Below are 15,496 nucleotides of genomic sequence, written 5' to 3' on the forward strand. Positions count from 1 at the left end.
CTCGTGCAGCGGGTGCAGGTGTGGTCGGCGCATGCGGCCTGGGCCGGCCCATTCGGTCGCTCCCGGCCGGAACCTATTCGACCTTGGCCCAGTCGAGCGTGCGCTCTACCGCCTTCTTCCAGCCCGCGTATCCTTCCGCGCGCTGTTCCTCGGACCACTGGGGTTCCCAGCGCTTGGACTCCTGCCAGTGGGTGCGCAGTTCGTCCGTGTCCCGCCAGAAACCGGTGGCCAGACCGGCGGCGTAGGCGGCGCCGAGCGCGGTGGTCTCGGCGACGACCGGGCGGCTGACCGGGACGCCGAGGACGTCGGCCTGGATCTGCATGCACAGGTCGTTGGCCGTCACGCCGCCGTCGACCTTGAGCACGTCGAGGTGGACGCCGGAGTCCTGCTCCATGGCCTCCACCACGTCGCGGCTTTGGTAGCAGATGGCTTCCAGGGTGGCCCGCGCCAGGTGGCCGTTGTCGTTGTACCGGGCCAGGCCGACGATCGCGCCGCGGGCGTCGGAGCGCCAGTACGGGGCGAACAGGCCGGAGAAGGCGGGGACGAAGTAGATCCCGCCGTTGTCCTCGACGGTCCGGGCCAGGCGTTCACTCTCGGCGGCATCGTTGATGATCTTCAGCTGGTCGCGCAGCCATTGCACCGCTGAGCCTGTGACGGCGATGGAGCCTTCGAGTGCGTAGATCGCCGGGCTGTCGCCGAATTGGTACGCCACGGTGGTGAGGAGGCCGTGCTGGGACCGCACCAGTTCCGTGCCGGTGTTGAGCACCAGGAAGTTGCCGGTGCCGTAGGTGTTCTTGGCTTCGCCCGGCGCGTAGCAGACCTGCCCGACGGTGGCTGCCTGCTGGTCGCCGAGCACACCGGTGATGGGGATGGCGGCGCGCAGCGGCCGGGACGTACGGGTCTGTCCGAACGCCTCCCGGTGGGAGGACGGGCTGATGGTCGGCAACATCGCCCGGGGAACGCCGAAGAAGCCCAGCAGCTCGTCGTCCCAGTCGAGGGTCTCCAGGTCCATCAGCATGGTGCGGCTGGCATTGGTCACGTCGGTGGCGTGGATGCCGCCGTCGGGGCCGCCGGTGAGGTTCCACAGCACCCAGCAGTCGGTGTTGCCGAAGAGGGCATGACCCTGCTCGGCCGCCTCGCGGACTCCGTCGACGTTCTCCAGGATCCACTGGATCTTGCCGCCGGAGAAGTACGTGGCCGGCGGCAGCCCTGCCTTGCGGCGGATGACGTCGCCCTGGCCCGAGCGTTCCAGCGCTGCCGCGATGGAGTCGGTACGGGTGTCCTGCCAGACGATGGCGTTGTAGTAGGGGCGGCCGTCGCGCGGGTCCCAGACGACGGTCGTCTCCCGTTGGTTGGTGATACCGATGGCCGCCAGGTCCTCCGGCGAGAGGTTTCCGTGCCGGAGCGCGTTCTGGATCACCGAGTTGGTGCGCTCCCAGATCTCCACCGGGTCGTGTTCGACCCACCCCGAGCGCGGGAGGATCTGTGCGTGCTCCAACTGGTGCTTCGCCACCTCGTTGCCGGCATGGTCGAAGATCATGAAACGGGTGCTGGTGGTCCCTTGGTCCACCGCGCCGACGAAGTCCGCCATGGGATGCCGCCTCTCCTTGGGCTCTCCCGGGGCGGCCGGATCACGGCCGCCCCGGGAGCCGGTCAGCTCTCGTGTCAGCTCTCGTCCGGGGTCGGGACCCGTCCGGGGGGCTCCGGCTCAGCGGTCGGCAGGAACCGGCCGATGAAGAACTTGTACAGGCCCGCTCCCAGCAGACCTCCGATCAGCGGACCGACGATCGGCACCCAGAAGTAGAAGTGCCCGTACTGATCTCGCCACGCTCCGCCGTACCCGGTGAAGAAGCTGGCCAGCCGGGGGCCGAAGTCGCGTGCCGGGTTGATCGCGTAACCCGCGTCGGTGCCCCAGGCCATACCGATGCCCACGACGATCAGGCCGACGATGAACGGCGCCAGGTTGGCGCCGGGGGACGTGTTGAGCAGGTCCGTGACCGCCAGGATCAGCAGCAGCAGGATCGCGGTGCCGATGATCTGGTCGCGGAGTGCGCCCCATTCGGTGACCGGCAGGTTCGTGTTGCCGTTGGCGGGCAGCGTGGAGAAGACGCCCTGCGTCTTGATCGTGTGGGTGGGATCCGCCTTCGCCAGCGCCTCGGTGTAGTTCCACCGGACGATCAGGGCTGCCACGAAGGCGCCGGCCGTCTGGGCCAGCGCGTAGGGAGCCACTTTGCTCCACGGGAAGCCCTTGAAGGCCGCCAGCGCGACGGTCACCGCGGGATTGAGGTGAGCACCGCTCAGCCTCGCCGCGACGTAGACGCCCAGGGTGACGCCGAGGCCCCAGGCCCAGGCGATGCTGTCGTGGTTTCCCAGGCCGCCCGCCGGATTCGTGAGGGCCCCGCCGGCGACTACCTGAGCCACCACGCCACAACCGAAGAGGATGAGGATCATCGTGCCGGCGAATTCCGCTGAAAGCTCGCCGACCAGTCCTGATCTCTTGAGTCGCTGAGCCATGGGTGCCCGCTTCCCGCCGGCCCAAGGGCCGGCCGTCGACTGCCCCGAGTCATCCAGAGATCATTGTAGGACCGGCCAGAGCCATACGCGCGCGGGGCGATACTGCCCGCTGCCCGGCCAGGGAGGAGACGGAAGTCCGCCCGCCGGCAGGAGATATTTGGGGCTGCCACGCATGTTCCGCTGCGACTGCGACCGCCGCTTCTTCACCAGCTCACGAGCACCGGCCGACAAGTGACTGCGAAAGCGCCTTGGGCGCTCGTACCGGTATCGCCCTCGGGCCCCTGACCAGACGGAAGGGGATGCCGGCGCCCGTGGTCTGGCTGACCCGGGGTCCGCAGCCCCGCGACCGACGGCTTCGAGCACACGTCGCCGCGCCGTGCGCGCGGGGCGGCTGCACACCGGTGGAAGCGTTCGGCGGTGCAGGCAACTTGGGCGCCGATGTGGTCGCGACGAACGCGGACGGGTTCCGCGTCGTCATCCCAGGCAGGCACTACGCCGACGGCAACCGGGTGGGCTCCCAGGACCTGCGGCGCTTCGGCGGCACCTGCTTCGCCGCCCACGAGGCCGACGTGGCGGTCGTCGTCAGCACCAGCTCCGCCGCCGCACCCGCCGAGGAGTACGCCGCCACCTGCGGCATCGTCTGCGTCGATGGCGGCGCCCCGGGCGCCTGGACCGAACTGGCCGCACCCCCGCCCTGGGAGGCGGGCGGCAGCGAGCACGCATCGCGGATGTCCACGGCGTGACGGCACACTGTTCGTGTGGCGTGCGATCGCGAATGCGCCCGCCTGTCACCGGCGATGCCTGAGCTCCGTGAGGACACTGGGCAGAGGCTCGGCCGCCGGTTCCACCCGGGAGGTCCCATGAAGATGCTGATCAACAGTCCGGAGACCGTGGTCGCCGATGCCCTGCGGGGGGTGGCTGCCGCCCACCCGGAGCTGAACGTGGACGTGGAGCGGCGGGTGGTCGTACGGCGAGACGCGCGGGAGGGCGGGCGGGTCGGGCTGGTGTCCGGCGGCGGCTCCGGGCACGAGCCGCTGCACGCCGGGTTCGTCGGGTACGGGATGCTGTCGGCCGCGTGTCCCGGGGAGGTGTTCACCTCGCCCGTCCCGGACCAGATGCTGCGCGCGGCGAGCGCCGTCGAGGCCGGGCAGGGCGTGCTGTTCGTCGTCAAGAACTACACCGGGGACGTGCTGAACTTCCAGATGGCCGCCGAGCTCGCCGAGGAGGACGGCGTCCGGGTCGAGCGGGTCCTGGTCAACGACGACGTCGCCGTCACCGACAGCCTGTACACAGCCGGGCGGCGGGGCACCGGGGCGACCCTGTTCGTGGAGAAGATCGCCGGGGCGGCCGCCGAGGAGGGCGCACCGCTGGAGCAGGTGGCCGCGATCGCCCGGCGCGTCAACGAGTCCTCGCGCAGCTTCGGCGTGGCGCTCAGCGCCTGCACCACTCCCGCGAAAGGCAGCCCGACCTTCGACCTGCCGGACGGGGAGATGGAGCTCGGGGTCGGGATCCACGGCGAGCCGGGCCGAGAGCGGCGCGCGATGATGCCGGCCCGGGAGATCGCGGAGGTCGCGGTGGGCGCCGTACTCGAGGAGCTGGTGGAGGTGGCTCCGGCCGACCGGCCGGTACTGGCCCTGGTCAACGGGATGGGAGCGACGCCGCTGCTGGAGCTGTACGGGTTCCACGCCGAGGTGGTCCGGCTGCTGGAGGCCCGGGGCGTGCCGGTGGCGCGGGCGCTCGTGGGCAACTACGTCACGTCGCTGGACATGGCGGGCTGCTCGGTGACACTGTGCCGGGCCGATGCGGAAATACTGCGGCTGTGGGACGCGCCCGTGCAGACGGCCGCGCTGCGCTGGGGCCGCTGAGCCCATGGTGGCGGTGGGAGCGGCCCCGCTCACGCGGGGGGTTCACCATCAGACTCGATTTCAGCGTCTACGGGGTCCGCAAAGTCTGGCGGCAGCTGCACCGCCGCGAAGGCATGCCAGTGGCTGCACCGTCGCGCGGCTGATGCGCGACCTGGGCCTGGAGGGCGCTCGACGCGGGAACAAGATCCGCACGACCATTCGGGACGGCAAGGAGAGGGCTGGTGACCTGCTCCGGCGCGACTTCACCGCGTCTCGTCCGCACGAGCGATGGGTGGCTGACTTCACCTATGTCGCCACTTGGTCCGGGATCGTCTACGTCGCGTTCGTCGTGGACGTGTTCTCCCGGGCGATCGTGGGCTGGTCCGCCGCCACGAGCAAGCGGGCCCAGCTCGTCCTCGACGCCCTCGGCATGGCCTTGTGGCGTCGGGACCGCGCCGGAACTCCCGCTGGACCGGAGCTCGTTCACCATTCGGACGCGGGCAGTCAATAGGCGTCTTTCGCGTTCACCGCGCACCTCCTCGACGCCGGCATCGACGCCTCCATCGGCACCGTCGGCGACGCCTTGGACAACGCGCTCATGGAATCCCAGATCGGCCTCTACAAGACGGAGTTGATCAAGTCCCGCAAACCCTGGCACAGCCTTGCCGACGTCGAACTCGCCACCGCGGAATGGGTCGACCGGTTCAACAACCAACGCCTCCACACCGCGATCGGAGACATCCCGCCCCACGAGCACGAGACCAACTACTACGCTCAACACCAGCCCCAACCGGCGGCTGGAGTCAACGCATAGAGTCTCCACCGATCCCGGAGCGGTTCAATGCGCAGGGTCTGCGAGTCGTGGGTGGCGTGAGTCGTGTCATCCGACCAGGTCCGTTCCCTGTCAAGTCGTGCGTGTTGAGGACTCTCAGACCGATTGCCGGCCTCCCAGGGTGGCCCGGGAGCCTCGTCGTGGATTCCGGGCTGTTCTTGGTCCGATGCCAGATTGCCCAGCCTGCGGGCCTCGGCGGTGACCGTGACAGTTCCGCGTCGGCTCCGGCACTCCAACCGTCCCTCGACCGCCTTGGAGCGAGGTGGTCCAGGACCTTGACGCTGGTGTCGGACGACGGTCAGGTCGCGGTCGACAGGGGCGCTCCGGGCTCCGGTTGAGTGGCGGCGGTGGGAGTCGTGCGCACGTCAGGGTTGAGCAGCATCCGCCAGGGGGAGCCTGTGTCCTGCGGACCGCTGACTGACGCGGAACCCCTGTGGTGCAGCGGCCGTTGTTCGAGAGCCGGAGAAACTTCAGGGATGGAGTTGATGCACGGTGGAACGACGCATGCCGGTGGCGACGCATTGGGGCAGTTTCGTAGCCGTGGTCGATTCGGGTCAGCTGGTGCGCATTGAGCCCCGGGGTGATGACCCCGCGCCGTCGCCGATCGGCCCGGGCATGGTGACGGCTGCTGAGGACAGTGCGCGTGTGCTGCGTCCCGCGGTGCGCAAAGGGTGGCTCAATGGCTTGCCGCGCGCCGATGAAACGGCCAGAGGTGCGGACGCCTTCGTAGAGGTCAGCTGGGACGACGCGCTCACGCTGGTGAGCGAGGAATTACACCGAGTGCGCGCACAGCACGGGGACAGCGCGGTGTTCGGCGGCTCGTACGGCTGGGCCAGTGCGGGCGGCTTCCACAATGCGCAGGGTCAGCTCCAGCGGTTCCTGGCGTTGGGCGGGGGCTACACCGACTCGCGCAACACGTACAGCACCGCCGCTCTTGAGGTCATCCTTCCGCATGTGATCGGCGGGGCTCCGTGGAGCTACCAGTCCCGGATGCCTATGTGGGACGAGATCGCCGAGAGCTGTGAGCTTGTGGTGGCGTTCGGGGGGCTGGCTCTGAAGAACAGCCAGATCAACCCTGGGGGGCTGGCCCGGCACCAGACGCGGGACCTGCAGCGGAAGTGCCGTGAGGCCGGGGTGCGGTTCGTGAACGTCAGCCCGATCCGCAGTGACACCGCCGACTTCCTCGACGCCGAGTGGCTGCCGGTCATCCCCAACACCGACACCGCCTTGATGCTCGGCATTGCGCACACGATGCTGGTCAACGACTGGTACGACGAGGACTTCCTCACCCGCTGCTGCGAGGGGTTCGACCGCTTTGCCTCCTACCTGACCGGCGACGTGGACGGCGTCGTCAAGGACGCCGACTGGGCCGCGAGGATCACGGGCATCAGCCGCGACACGATCCCCGATCTCGCCCGCCGCCTGTCCACACAGCGTTCCCTCATCATGGTCAACTACGCCATACAGCGGGCGGACCACGGTGAGCAGCCGATCTGGATGTCGGTCGTGCTGGCGGCCATGGCGGGTTCGCTGGGCCGGCCCGGCTGCGGCTGGGGCGCGGGCTACGCAACGATGGACGCGACCGGTGTTGCCCCGGGTCGCCCGTCTGTGGCGTCGCTGCCGCGGGTGGCGAACCCTGTTGCGGACTTCATTCCGGTCGCCCGGATCGCCGACACCCTGCTGGAACCGGGCGCGACCATCGACTACGACGGTCAGCGCCTGACCCTGCCGGACCTGCGCCTGATCTACTGGTGCGGAGGAAACCCCTTCCACCACCACCAGGACCTCCACCGCCTCACGCGAGCCTGGCAGCGCCCGGACACGGTGGTGGTCCATGAAGCCTGGTGGAATACCACGGCGAAGTTCGCCGACATCGTGCTTCCCGTCGCGACCAGCCTCGAGCGTGACGACTTCGCCGCGGGGTTCTCCGACCCTCACCTCGTCGCGATGCCGAAGGTCCGCGAGCCGGCCGGCGAGGCACGCACCGACCACCAGATCTTCGCCGCTTTGGCTGCCCGGCTCGGCTATGAGCGCGAGTTCACCCAGGCGCGTTCCGAGATCGAATGGGTCCGGCACCTCTACGTCCAGACACGGGCGAACCTCGGCGAGGACGCGGCCCTGCCAGACTTCGACGACTTCTGGCAACGCGTCTCCGGTGTCGAACTGCCGGCACTCAGCGGGCCGTTTCCTGGCAGCTTCGAAGCACTGCGCTCCGATCCGCAGCTCTTCCCCCTGACGACGCCGTCGGGCCGGATCGAGATCTTCTCCGAGGAGATCGACTCGTTCGGCTACGACGACTGCACCGGACATCCGACGTGGTTCGAACCCGTGGAGTGGCTTCGCGCCGACTTGGCGGACCGCTTCCCGCTGCACCTGATCTCGAATCAGCCTGCCTCACGCCTGCACAGCCAGTACGACAACGGTGGCCACAGCCTCAGGTCAAAGATCCACGGCCGCGAGCCCGTAACGATCAACCCGCAAGATGCGGCATCACGCAGTATCGAGAACGGCATGATCGTGCGCGTCTTCAACGACCGAGGCAGCTGCCTAGCGGGCGCGATCCTGTCGGACGCCGTTATGCCCGGCGTCATCCAGCTGTCCACCGGAGCGTGGTGGGACCCGGCCCAGCCGGGCCGGAGCGGAACCTTGGACCGCCACGGCAACCCGAACACTCTCACCGGGGACCGCGGGTGCTCGCGTCTGTCCCAGGGACCCAGTGCGCACAGTGCTCTCGTCGACGTCGAGGTCTACGACGGGCCGGTCGAGGAGATACTCGCCTTCACGCCACCACACCTCGAACACTGAAACGAAGCCAACTCAACGACGGGCGAGTTTGCCGTGTTCACCCTCGTCGGGCGTCCGGTCGGCAGGTCCGACCGGCGCCCAGCCTCCACTCGGACGTTTGCGTCGCCGTAACTGCGTGAATACGGTGCGCAGTCATGACTGCACTTCAAGATCTCAAGTACGGCCAGTGGTTCAGGGGCGCCGATGTCGACGGCGACGGGTTCATCACCCAGCACGACGTCCGCAAGATGAGCGAGCGCTACATCAGCGCCCGCGAAACCACCCCTGATGCCGAGACCGTCCGCCGGCTCACCGAGGGGATGGACCAATTCTGGTCGAACGTCATCGCCCCGATGGATCAGGACGGTGACGGGAAGGTCGATGTGCGGGAGATGACCGAAGGCTTCAAGAGTGTCCTGACCGACCGCGCGCTCTACCCGCAGCAGATTGCGCCGGTCACCAACTGCTTCTTCGACCTTGTCAACCTCAACGGAGACGGCAAGATCGACCAGGCCGAGTTCCAGCAGATGTTCGACTCGGTCGCCGCCGTCCCCGGCGAGGACTGCGCCGCCGTTTTCGCCGCTCTGGACCTCGATGGTTCCGGCGGACTGGACCGTGACGAGTTCCACCAGGCACTCGAAGAGTTCTTCTACGGCAACGACCCCGACGCTCCCGCCAACCACATCTTCGGCAAGGTCACCGTCTGACAGTCCCCGGATACGCCCCCGGACCCGCGCTTATGCCAGGGCCTGCCCCCTGGCCAGTGCTGTGACCGCATTGGGTCGCCAGGTTGCCCGGGCGTCGGTCGCTGGTCACCCTGCACCGGACTGGACGAGAGGTCCGGCTGTCAGTCGGCGAGCGCGGCGTTGACGATCGCCTTGATGTACGGGAGGTCATTACCGGTCCCCGTCGGGCTCAGGGAGTACACCACGCGGTGTCGGAGGTCGCGGGTGGCGAAGAACCCGTTGTCCCAGCCGGGGCGGGAACCGGTCTTGCCCCACGCGTCTCGCCACTTGGGAGCTGGTAGCGCAGGAGCCCGCCGATGCCGTAGCAGGCCGCCTGGCCAACGCAGTTCGTGTTGTCGGCGGCACTCTCCACGCTCGGTACCTCGAATGCCAGCTTCTGCTGGGCGGGTGGTAGCAGGCTGCCCCGGAACAGTGCGGTGATGAAGCGGTCCAGGTCGGCGGCGGTGGAGATCATGCCCCCCTCGGCCCACGGGTACGGGCTCTGCTCGGTCACGTCCTGCCCATCGAGGTACACCTCCGCGTGAGGCGAGGGGATCGTCGGATCGTCGGCGGCGGGCAGGCTGGTGTGCCTCAGATGCAGCGGCCGGATGATCCTGCGCTGCAGTTCGTTGGTGAAGGAGTGGCCGGTGACCTTCTCGACGATCAGGCCGAGGACGAAGGAGTTGAGTCCGTTGTACTGCTGCTCGGAGCCGGGTGCGGGAGGCGCGTCGGTGGCTGCGGCGAACGAGTCGCGCAGGAAGTCTTCGGGCGTCACAGATTTGAGCTGCCATCCGGGTCCGTCGCCGGGGCCAGGGGTCGGGGCGGGCTTGGGCAGGCCGCTCGTGTGGTCGAGGAGCTGGCGCACGGTGACGCGCTTGTAGTCCTCGGGCAGCACTTGGGGGACGTACCTTCGCGCCGGTGTGTCCAGGCCGATCCGGTGCTCGGCGACGAGTTGGAGAACCACCGTGTTGGTGAACGCTTTGGTGACACTGCCGATCCGGACATAGGCGTCAGCGGTGACCGGGCCGGCCGTGGCGTCCACGCCGTCCCGTCTGATCAGCGCGCCCGCAACGAGGTCGTCGGGCAGGTGGTCGAGGATGTCCTGGATGGTGGGGTTCGTGGACGCCGGGGCGCTGGCGGCGGCCGTGGGCAGGGCCGCGCCGGCGGTGAGAGCGGTGGCCAGGGCGAGGGTGGTGACGGCGAGGCGGATGCGCATCGAAGTGTCTCCTCCACGGCGTTGACGGGACTTGTTGACAACGCAAACTCTGCTGCGTGCAGCCGCCGTCGCCCATCAGTGATCACCCTGATCACAACCCTGGACTGCCCCTGACAGATGCGACCTGGTGCTGCCACCCCATCAGTTCGCCGGGTTGGTCAGGCTGCGGTTGCGAGGGGGCGTCCGCCCCAGCGGATGCCCTTCTCGCTGCGGATGCGGGCGCGTTCCTTGCGCTGTGCGGCGGCCCCGACGTTCTGGACCCCTGGCTGCCGACATGACCAACCGTGCCCGCATCGGCCGAGCTTCCTCGGCTGACGGTGGTCAAGAAGGAGGGCCGTGGCCGTGATTGCGCCAGTCGCCACGCGGTGTCCGGGAGGATCTCGTGTTGTCCGGTCCTGCGGATGCGGCGGGCGAGCAGACTGGTGCGCGGGGCGAGTAGCCAGCGCAGCAGGTTCTTGCCAGCAGGACGGTGCGGTGGCTGGGCGGCGGGAGGTGAACGGCTCGCCGATAAGGCGACGCCGTACGCGTCCGATGACGGAACGACGCACGATGGATCGCCTGTGAGGCGGGAGCTTGACTACTCTCTGTGAGACCTTCTGGCCTCTGGCCCCTCTCTTTCGTGCTGAGTCGAGCTCTCGTCTGCTGTCCCAACCAGCACGGTCGAGTTCCGGTGCTGGCTCGGTGCTGACTTTCAGGCCGCAGATGAGGCAAAACCGCAGGCACTAGCTCCGGTCGAATGAGTTGTCGTACCACTCGATGGTGGTCCCGATGAGGCTGGCGGCGACGATGCGGGGGAGGCTGGTGGGGGTGGGGGAGCGGTTGCGGGGGAGGGCATCGGCACCACTTCCTGGTGTTCGGCGGGGGACGTTTGCGTGTCGCCACACCATAGGAATGGGCAGGTCAGAGGCGTATGTGGTGGGACCGCCATAGTTATGGGGTCGAGGGTGCGCGGGGGCACCATGAGGGGGGTATCGGCGCTGGTTCGAGGGCCATTGTGGAGGGCGGCAGGGGGCGGGCCGGCCGGGCGCGGGGTGGAGGTCGTGGTGCTCGGTGACGTCGAATGGCGGGCGCTGGTGCGGGAGTTGGCTCGGCCCTCCCGGGGCAGTGGTCCGAGGACATCGAGGGCATCGGGGAGCCGCCGGCGCCGAGCACTTGGATGATCAGGACTGAGTACGCGTACTCATAGCTGGCCTGAATTCGCCCTGTAACCTGCCGGAAAGAAGATCAGCAAGCGGAGGGGCGAACGGCATGTCCACACCGATCGGTGGTCCCACACGGGGCTTCTGGATCACGCCAGGCGAAGTCCAGAAGGCCGGCGACTCGGCGCGCAAGGTGGCCAAGGACATCCCCGACGAGATCAAGACCCTGTACACGCCGACGGACGCGGCGGTGGCGGGTCTCGCCGGTTTCGAGACCGCCAAGGCGATCGACGACTGCCTGGAGGCGTGGGCGAAGGCGCTGCGCTCGCTGGCGGGCATGGTGGAAGGGGCGGCGGACGCGGTCGGCTCGTCCAGTACGAGCTTCACCCGGGAGGACCACGAGCGCGGGAAGTCGTTCCTGGGCTTCGGCCCGTACGCGCCGTACGCGCCGGGCGTCACGGCCCCGGGGCACGGCCCGTACACGCCGTACACCCCGCACGCCCCGGGAGTGACCCTCCCGCCGGTGTCGAACGGGGGGCACTGACATATGCGGGTCTCGCAACTCCGCGACGCCAAACCGCTCCTGCTGACGGACGCGGGTGACGCCTGGGACAAGCTGGCGGAGAAGTTCGCCACCCACACCGCCGACTGCGGAAAGTATCTGCACCAGCCCCTCCAGCAGGGGAACTGGGGCGGGATCGCCGCCGAGTCCGCCGCCGACCGGCTCGGCCGGATGCAGCGCGACCTGGTGGTGGCGAAGAAGGAACTCGACGCCGTGGGAACGGTGTTGAGGGCCTGCGGCGAGGAGTTCGCCGCGCAGCAGGGCAAGCTCGCGAACGCCGTGGCGGACGCGACGGGGGCCGGGTACCAGGTCGCGGACGACGGCAAGGTCACCGCGCCGAGCGTCGACACCGGCGGGATGAAGTCCGGCGATGTGGCGATGATGCAGCGCGACCAGGCCACCCGCGCGCAGGGGTACGCCGACCGCATCGGCGATGCCCTGGCGGCGGCGCAGAAGGCGGACAAGGAGTACGCGGCGGCGATCAAGCTCTTCACCGACGCGGCCAACCGCTGCGCGAAGGGTGACTGGAGCGCCGGCTTCCTGGAGCTGGCGAAGGCGGACGAGCTCAACCGCGAGCTGCTGCACGAGCTCGGCATGCCGGACAAGAACGGCTCACCCGCCGCCGTACAGGCGTGGTGGGCGCAGCTGTCGCCCAGCCTCCAGGCCAAGCTGATCCAGGACTACCCGCAGCAGATCGGCAACCGCGACGGCATCCCGGCCGTCGATCGCGACCGGGCCAACCGGACGTATCTGCCGATGCTGCTGAACAGCCTGGAGGCGCAGTACGCGGGAGCGGACGGGGACGAGGCGAAGGCGCTCAAGGACAAGATCGACGGGCTGCAGGGCATCAAGAAGCAGTTGTCGGCGGAGGGTGAGCCGCGCCCCTACCTGCTGGGCATCGGCTCGGAGGGCAAGGGCCGGGCCATAGTCTCCTTCGGCAACCCGGACACGTCGAAGAACGTCTCCGCGTACGTGCCGGGGCTCAACACCAAGCTGAGCGGCCACTTCGCGTCGGCGGACGTGGACCGCGCCCGGAACGTGGCGACCATGGCGAACAAGATGTACCCCGACACCACGACCGCCTCGGTGGTGTGGCTCGGCTACGACTGCCCGCAGCTCGACAGCTTGTCGTGGTCGGCGACGGACGTGATGAGCAAGGACGACGCGAAGGCGGGAGCTCCGGCGTACGACCGGTTCCTGAGCGGCATCAGGGCCACCCACGAGTCCGGCTCGCCGCATGTGACGGCCATCGGCCACTCGTACGGCTCACTCACGGTGGGCCAGGCGACGCAGCAGCCCGGCGGTATCCCGGCGGACGACGTGGTCCTGGTCGGCAGCCCCGGTGTGGGCGTGAACAAGGCGTCCGACCTGGGTGTGGGGGCGGAACACGTGTACATAGGCGCGGCGGAGAACGACCAGGTCACCTACCTTCCGTCGCCGAACCTGCTGGAGTACGTGGCACCGGGAAGCGAGTACGGCCCGAAGAAGAACTGGTTCGGTACGGACCCCGCGGACAACCACTTCGGCGGCCACCACTTCGCCGTGGCCCCGGGCAAGGACACCGGTCTGACGGGCCTGGCGAAGGGTGACCTCCCCGCGCACGCGCTCTACTTCGACCCCGACGCGGGCGGCGACTCCCTCCCCAACATCGCGAGCGTGGTGACGGGTCACGGCGACCGCATCACGACGACGAGACCGCGATGAGGCGGGCACGGGTGGTGGCGTGCGCGGTGCTGATGACGGCGCTGGCGGCGTGCGGGTCCGGCGAGGCCGGGCACGGGCAGACGAAGAGCGGCGACCAGCGGGTACGGCAGACGCAGAAGGCATCGAAGATGAACATGCAGCAGGCGGGCGAGGGCTCGGAGAAGATCCTGGACGAGACGCTGGCGGCGGTCCAGCCGCCTGTGAAGTGGGCGTACGGCGCTCCCATGCAGGAGGCATGCAGCACCGATCTCAACGAGCCGACGGGCAGGACGACGGTCACCCGCAGCCGCAACATCATGACGGTGGTCTCCCCCCACCGCCGCGGCAGCCTCTTGGGCGTGGTCCAGCGCCACTGGGAGCAGCAGGGCTTCAAGGTCACGAGCGTGCGGAACGACGAGTCGATGCCATGGCTCCGTGCGAGCCGCCCGGACGGCTTCAGCGTGTCGCTGCAGGTGGGGAGCGTGGGGAATGTGTTCATCAGCGCGAGTTTCGGGTGCGCGGAGGACTCGGCCATGACGTATCCGGCCGGGACGCCGGGGCAGCCCGGGGGGCCACGGGCGGAGGACCTTCGGCCTCGGGAGCGGTCGGAGTTCTGGTCGGCGGCGGGGTGAGGCGGTCGCGTCAGGCTTTGGGCAGCCCTGGCCGGGCGGCGTCGTCTGGCCCGGCCAGGACCTGATGGCGCTGCCCGGCCCGAGTGGCGGGCCCGCCCGTGCCCGTCAGGCCGTGCTGAGTGGATGGGCCGCTGTGGTGGAGCGCGGGGGCCAGGCGCGGGGGGCGAGGATGCCGAGTACGTAGGCGCGGGCGACGAGGGCGGGGCGGGTCGCGGCGCCCAGGAGTTCCCGCAGGCGGCTGAGGTGGTAGTCGACCGTCTGCCGGGACAGCTTCAGCGAGGTGGCGATGTCGCTGTTGCTGCTGCCCGCCGCCAGGAGGGAGAGGATGCGGATCTGCGCGGCGGTGAGTGACGGATGGGCCTCGTGGGCGAGGCTCTGGTGGGTGACGATGACCCAGACGTGCCGGGCGCGGGCGGCGGAATGGCCGACCGTCGTCAGGTGGAGCTGTGCGCGGCGCTGCCGCCCCTGGGCGTCGACGAGTATCGCGGACGTCTCCACTCGTCTGGTGCGGCGCGCTATCAGACCGTTCCACCTGCGGTGCAGCCGGTCGAGGCCGGGGCCGGGGGCGAGCAGGGTGTGCGCGCGGCGGCCGACCAGGTCGGGCAGGCTGAGCTGGAACAGCTCGGCGGCAGCCGCGCTGGCCTCGACCACGCGTCCGTTCGCCGACAGCAGTGCGCAGGGCAGGCCGCTGTGGTCGCGCAGGGCCTGCAGGTTGTCCTCGGCCTCCTGCCACTGGACCATGGCGCGGAGTTGATCCGTGATGTCCACGTAGATCCCGGCGACGCACGTCCGCGCGTTCTCCCGCACGGGGAACCGGTGGCCCACCGCCTGGCCCGCGCTGCCGTCCGGGCGCCGGTAGTCGAGGGTGTGGCGCACCGGCCTCCCCCGGGTGAGGATCTCCTGGTCGAGGGCGCGGAAGTGGACGGCCTCGGCGGGGGCGTCGAAGTCCTCTATGTACTTGCCGACGAGTTCGTCCGGAACGGTGCCGTAGAGGTGCGCGTAGGCGTGGTTGGCCCACAGGTAGCGGCCCTCGCGGTCCCGGATGAAGGCGGCGGCCGGGGCGAGGTCCACGAGGCCCGCGAAGGCGGCGTACCGGCGCGGGGTCTCGGGGTGGGCGTCGACCTCCACGGCGAGGCCGCGCGTACGGCTGTGGGCGGGGCTTTCGTCCAGGGGCCAGCTCACGTCGAAGGTGCGGCCGTCGAACCGGGCCTGCCAGCGGCCCTCCTCCGGCGGGTGCCCCGGGGCCGAGAGCTCCTGACGCATCCGGTCGAGGAAGCGCTGCGCCGTGCCCGTGTCGGCGAAGGCGCCGCCTCCCCTCTCCAGCACCTGCCACGGCTCGTCGACCTCCCACCAGAACACGGGAAGGTGTTCCAGCAGTGCCTTGAGACTGGAATCGTCCACAGCGGTCTCTCCATCCGTATACAACTGGCTGACGCACAGTCACATCGCGATGGGTATCCCGTCCCGATCCCGCGCATGCTCGGTTCTCGGCCGAAGTGGAGGCCGACCCGCCAGCCCGCGCCGGACTGTTCCGGTGCCCCAACGCGGTCCGCGACTCAGGCATT

Annotated in this window: 13 protein-coding genes; 9 read left to right on the top strand and 4 right to left on the bottom strand. The window is 69.3% G+C overall.

The window, feature by feature from the left end; genetic code table 11:
- Positions 1-73: 73 nt before the first annotated feature.
- Together glpK and ACZ499_RS34990 are read right to left on the bottom strand one after the other, a co-directional pair.
- A complete protein-coding gene (gene glpK, locus ACZ499_RS34985) occupies positions 74-1,591 on the bottom strand; it encodes a glycerol kinase GlpK (RefSeq protein WP_468680583.1) in 1,518 nt (505 codons plus the stop codon).
- A 74-nt stretch (positions 1,592-1,665) separates the two neighbouring features.
- Positions 1,666-2,514 (bottom strand): MIP/aquaporin family protein, encoded by an 849-nt coding sequence (locus ACZ499_RS34990; RefSeq protein WP_468680584.1) that lies wholly within the window; start codon positions 2,512-2,514, stop codon positions 1,666-1,668.
- Between the two features lie 299 nt (positions 2,515-2,813).
- Between ACZ499_RS34990 and ACZ499_RS34995 the strand changes: the two genes are divergently transcribed.
- The 6 genes from ACZ499_RS34995 (at position 2,814) to ACZ499_RS35020 (ending at position 8,681) form a co-directional block, all read left to right on the top strand.
- The gene (locus ACZ499_RS34995) at positions 2,814-3,257 is read left to right on the top strand and encodes a restriction endonuclease (RefSeq protein WP_468680586.1); all 444 of its coding nucleotides are present in this window, start codon (positions 2,814-2,816) and stop codon (positions 3,255-3,257) included.
- Positions 3,258-3,374: 117 nt separating this feature from the next.
- Positions 3,375-4,379 (top strand): dihydroxyacetone kinase subunit DhaK, encoded by a 1,005-nt coding sequence (gene dhaK, locus ACZ499_RS35000; protein WP_468680588.1) that lies wholly within the window; start codon positions 3,375-3,377, stop codon positions 4,377-4,379.
- Between the two features lie 142 nt (positions 4,380-4,521).
- Positions 4,522-4,869 (top strand): DDE-type integrase/transposase/recombinase, encoded by a 348-nt coding sequence (locus ACZ499_RS35005; RefSeq protein ID WP_468680590.1) that lies wholly within the window; start codon positions 4,522-4,524, stop codon positions 4,867-4,869.
- A 39-nt stretch (positions 4,870-4,908) separates the two neighbouring features.
- Positions 4,909-5,172 (top strand): integrase core domain-containing protein, encoded by a 264-nt coding sequence (locus ACZ499_RS35010; protein ID WP_468680632.1) that lies wholly within the window; start codon positions 4,909-4,911, stop codon positions 5,170-5,172.
- A 510-nt stretch (positions 5,173-5,682) separates the two neighbouring features.
- Positions 5,683-7,995: a molybdopterin-dependent oxidoreductase gene (locus tag ACZ499_RS35015; protein WP_468680592.1), complete on the top strand. Its 2,313-nt coding sequence runs from the start codon at positions 5,683-5,685 to the stop codon at positions 7,993-7,995.
- Positions 7,996-8,129: 134 nt separating this feature from the next.
- Positions 8,130-8,681: an EF-hand domain-containing protein gene (locus ACZ499_RS35020; RefSeq protein WP_468680594.1), complete on the top strand. Its 552-nt coding sequence runs from the start codon at positions 8,130-8,132 to the stop codon at positions 8,679-8,681.
- Positions 8,682-8,889: 208 nt separating this feature from the next.
- On the opposite strand, the gene ACZ499_RS35025 is transcribed toward ACZ499_RS35020, so the two are convergent.
- Positions 8,890-9,915, bottom strand: coding sequence for a serine hydrolase domain-containing protein (locus ACZ499_RS35025; RefSeq protein ID WP_468680596.1), 1,026 nt, complete (start codon positions 9,913-9,915; stop codon positions 8,890-8,892).
- Positions 9,916-11,163: 1,248 nt separating this feature from the next.
- Between ACZ499_RS35025 and ACZ499_RS35030 the strand changes: the two genes are divergently transcribed.
- Genes ACZ499_RS35030 through ACZ499_RS35040 form a run of 3 tightly spaced genes read left to right on the top strand, consistent with a single transcriptional unit; the run spans position 11,164 to position 13,931 of the window.
- Positions 11,164-11,598, top strand: a complete 435-nt coding sequence (locus ACZ499_RS35030; protein WP_468409253.1) for a hypothetical protein — start codon at positions 11,164-11,166, stop codon at positions 11,596-11,598.
- Positions 11,599-11,601: 3 nt separating this feature from the next.
- The gene (locus ACZ499_RS35035; protein ID WP_468680598.1) at positions 11,602-13,320 is read left to right on the top strand and encodes an alpha/beta hydrolase; all 1,719 of its coding nucleotides are present in this window, start codon (positions 11,602-11,604) and stop codon (positions 13,318-13,320) included.
- The gene (locus tag ACZ499_RS35040) at positions 13,317-13,931 is read left to right on the top strand and encodes a hypothetical protein (RefSeq protein WP_468680600.1); all 615 of its coding nucleotides are present in this window, start codon (positions 13,317-13,319) and stop codon (positions 13,929-13,931) included. The genes ACZ499_RS35035 and ACZ499_RS35040 overlap by 4 nt, the downstream gene beginning before the upstream one ends.
- Positions 13,932-14,036: 105 nt before the next feature.
- Here the strand turns inward: ACZ499_RS35040 and ACZ499_RS35045 are convergent, their stop codons facing one another.
- On the bottom strand, positions 14,037-15,332 hold the full coding sequence (locus tag ACZ499_RS35045; protein ID WP_468680602.1) for a PAS domain S-box protein: 1,296 nt from the start codon (positions 15,330-15,332) through the stop codon (positions 14,037-14,039).
- Positions 15,333-15,496: the final 164 nt, after the last annotated feature.

It is taken from the genome of Streptomyces sp. NPDC031265 (assembly GCF_055570295.1).

Excerpts from the sequence above, each read along its gene's own strand:
- ACZ499_RS35035 (WP_468680598.1), top strand. The coding sequence starts at position 11,602 with ATGCGGGTCTCGCAACTCCGCGACGCCAAACCGCTCCTGCTGACGGAC.
- ACZ499_RS35020 (WP_468680594.1), top strand. The coding sequence starts at position 8,130 with ATGACTGCACTTCAAGATCTCAAGTACGGCCAGTGGTTCAGGGGCGCC.
- dhaK (WP_468680588.1), top strand. The coding sequence starts at position 3,375 with ATGAAGATGCTGATCAACAGTCCGGAGACCGTGGTCGCCGATGCCCTG.
- ACZ499_RS35030 (WP_468409253.1), top strand. The coding sequence starts at position 11,164 with ATGTCCACACCGATCGGTGGTCCCACACGGGGCTTCTGGATCACGCCA.
- ACZ499_RS35025 (WP_468680596.1), bottom strand. The coding sequence starts at position 9,915 with ATGCGCATCCGCCTCGCCGTCACCACCCTCGCCCTGGCCACCGCTCTC.
- ACZ499_RS34990 (WP_468680584.1), bottom strand. The coding sequence starts at position 2,514 with ATGGCTCAGCGACTCAAGAGATCAGGACTGGTCGGCGAGCTTTCAGCG.
- ACZ499_RS35040 (WP_468680600.1), top strand. The coding sequence starts at position 13,317 with ATGAGGCGGGCACGGGTGGTGGCGTGCGCGGTGCTGATGACGGCGCTG.
- ACZ499_RS35005 (WP_468680590.1), top strand. The coding sequence starts at position 4,522 with ATGCGCGACCTGGGCCTGGAGGGCGCTCGACGCGGGAACAAGATCCGC.
- ACZ499_RS34995 (WP_468680586.1), top strand. The coding sequence starts at position 2,814 with ATGCCGGCGCCCGTGGTCTGGCTGACCCGGGGTCCGCAGCCCCGCGAC.
- glpK (WP_468680583.1), bottom strand. The coding sequence starts at position 1,591 with ATGGCGGACTTCGTCGGCGCGGTGGACCAAGGGACCACCAGCACCCGT.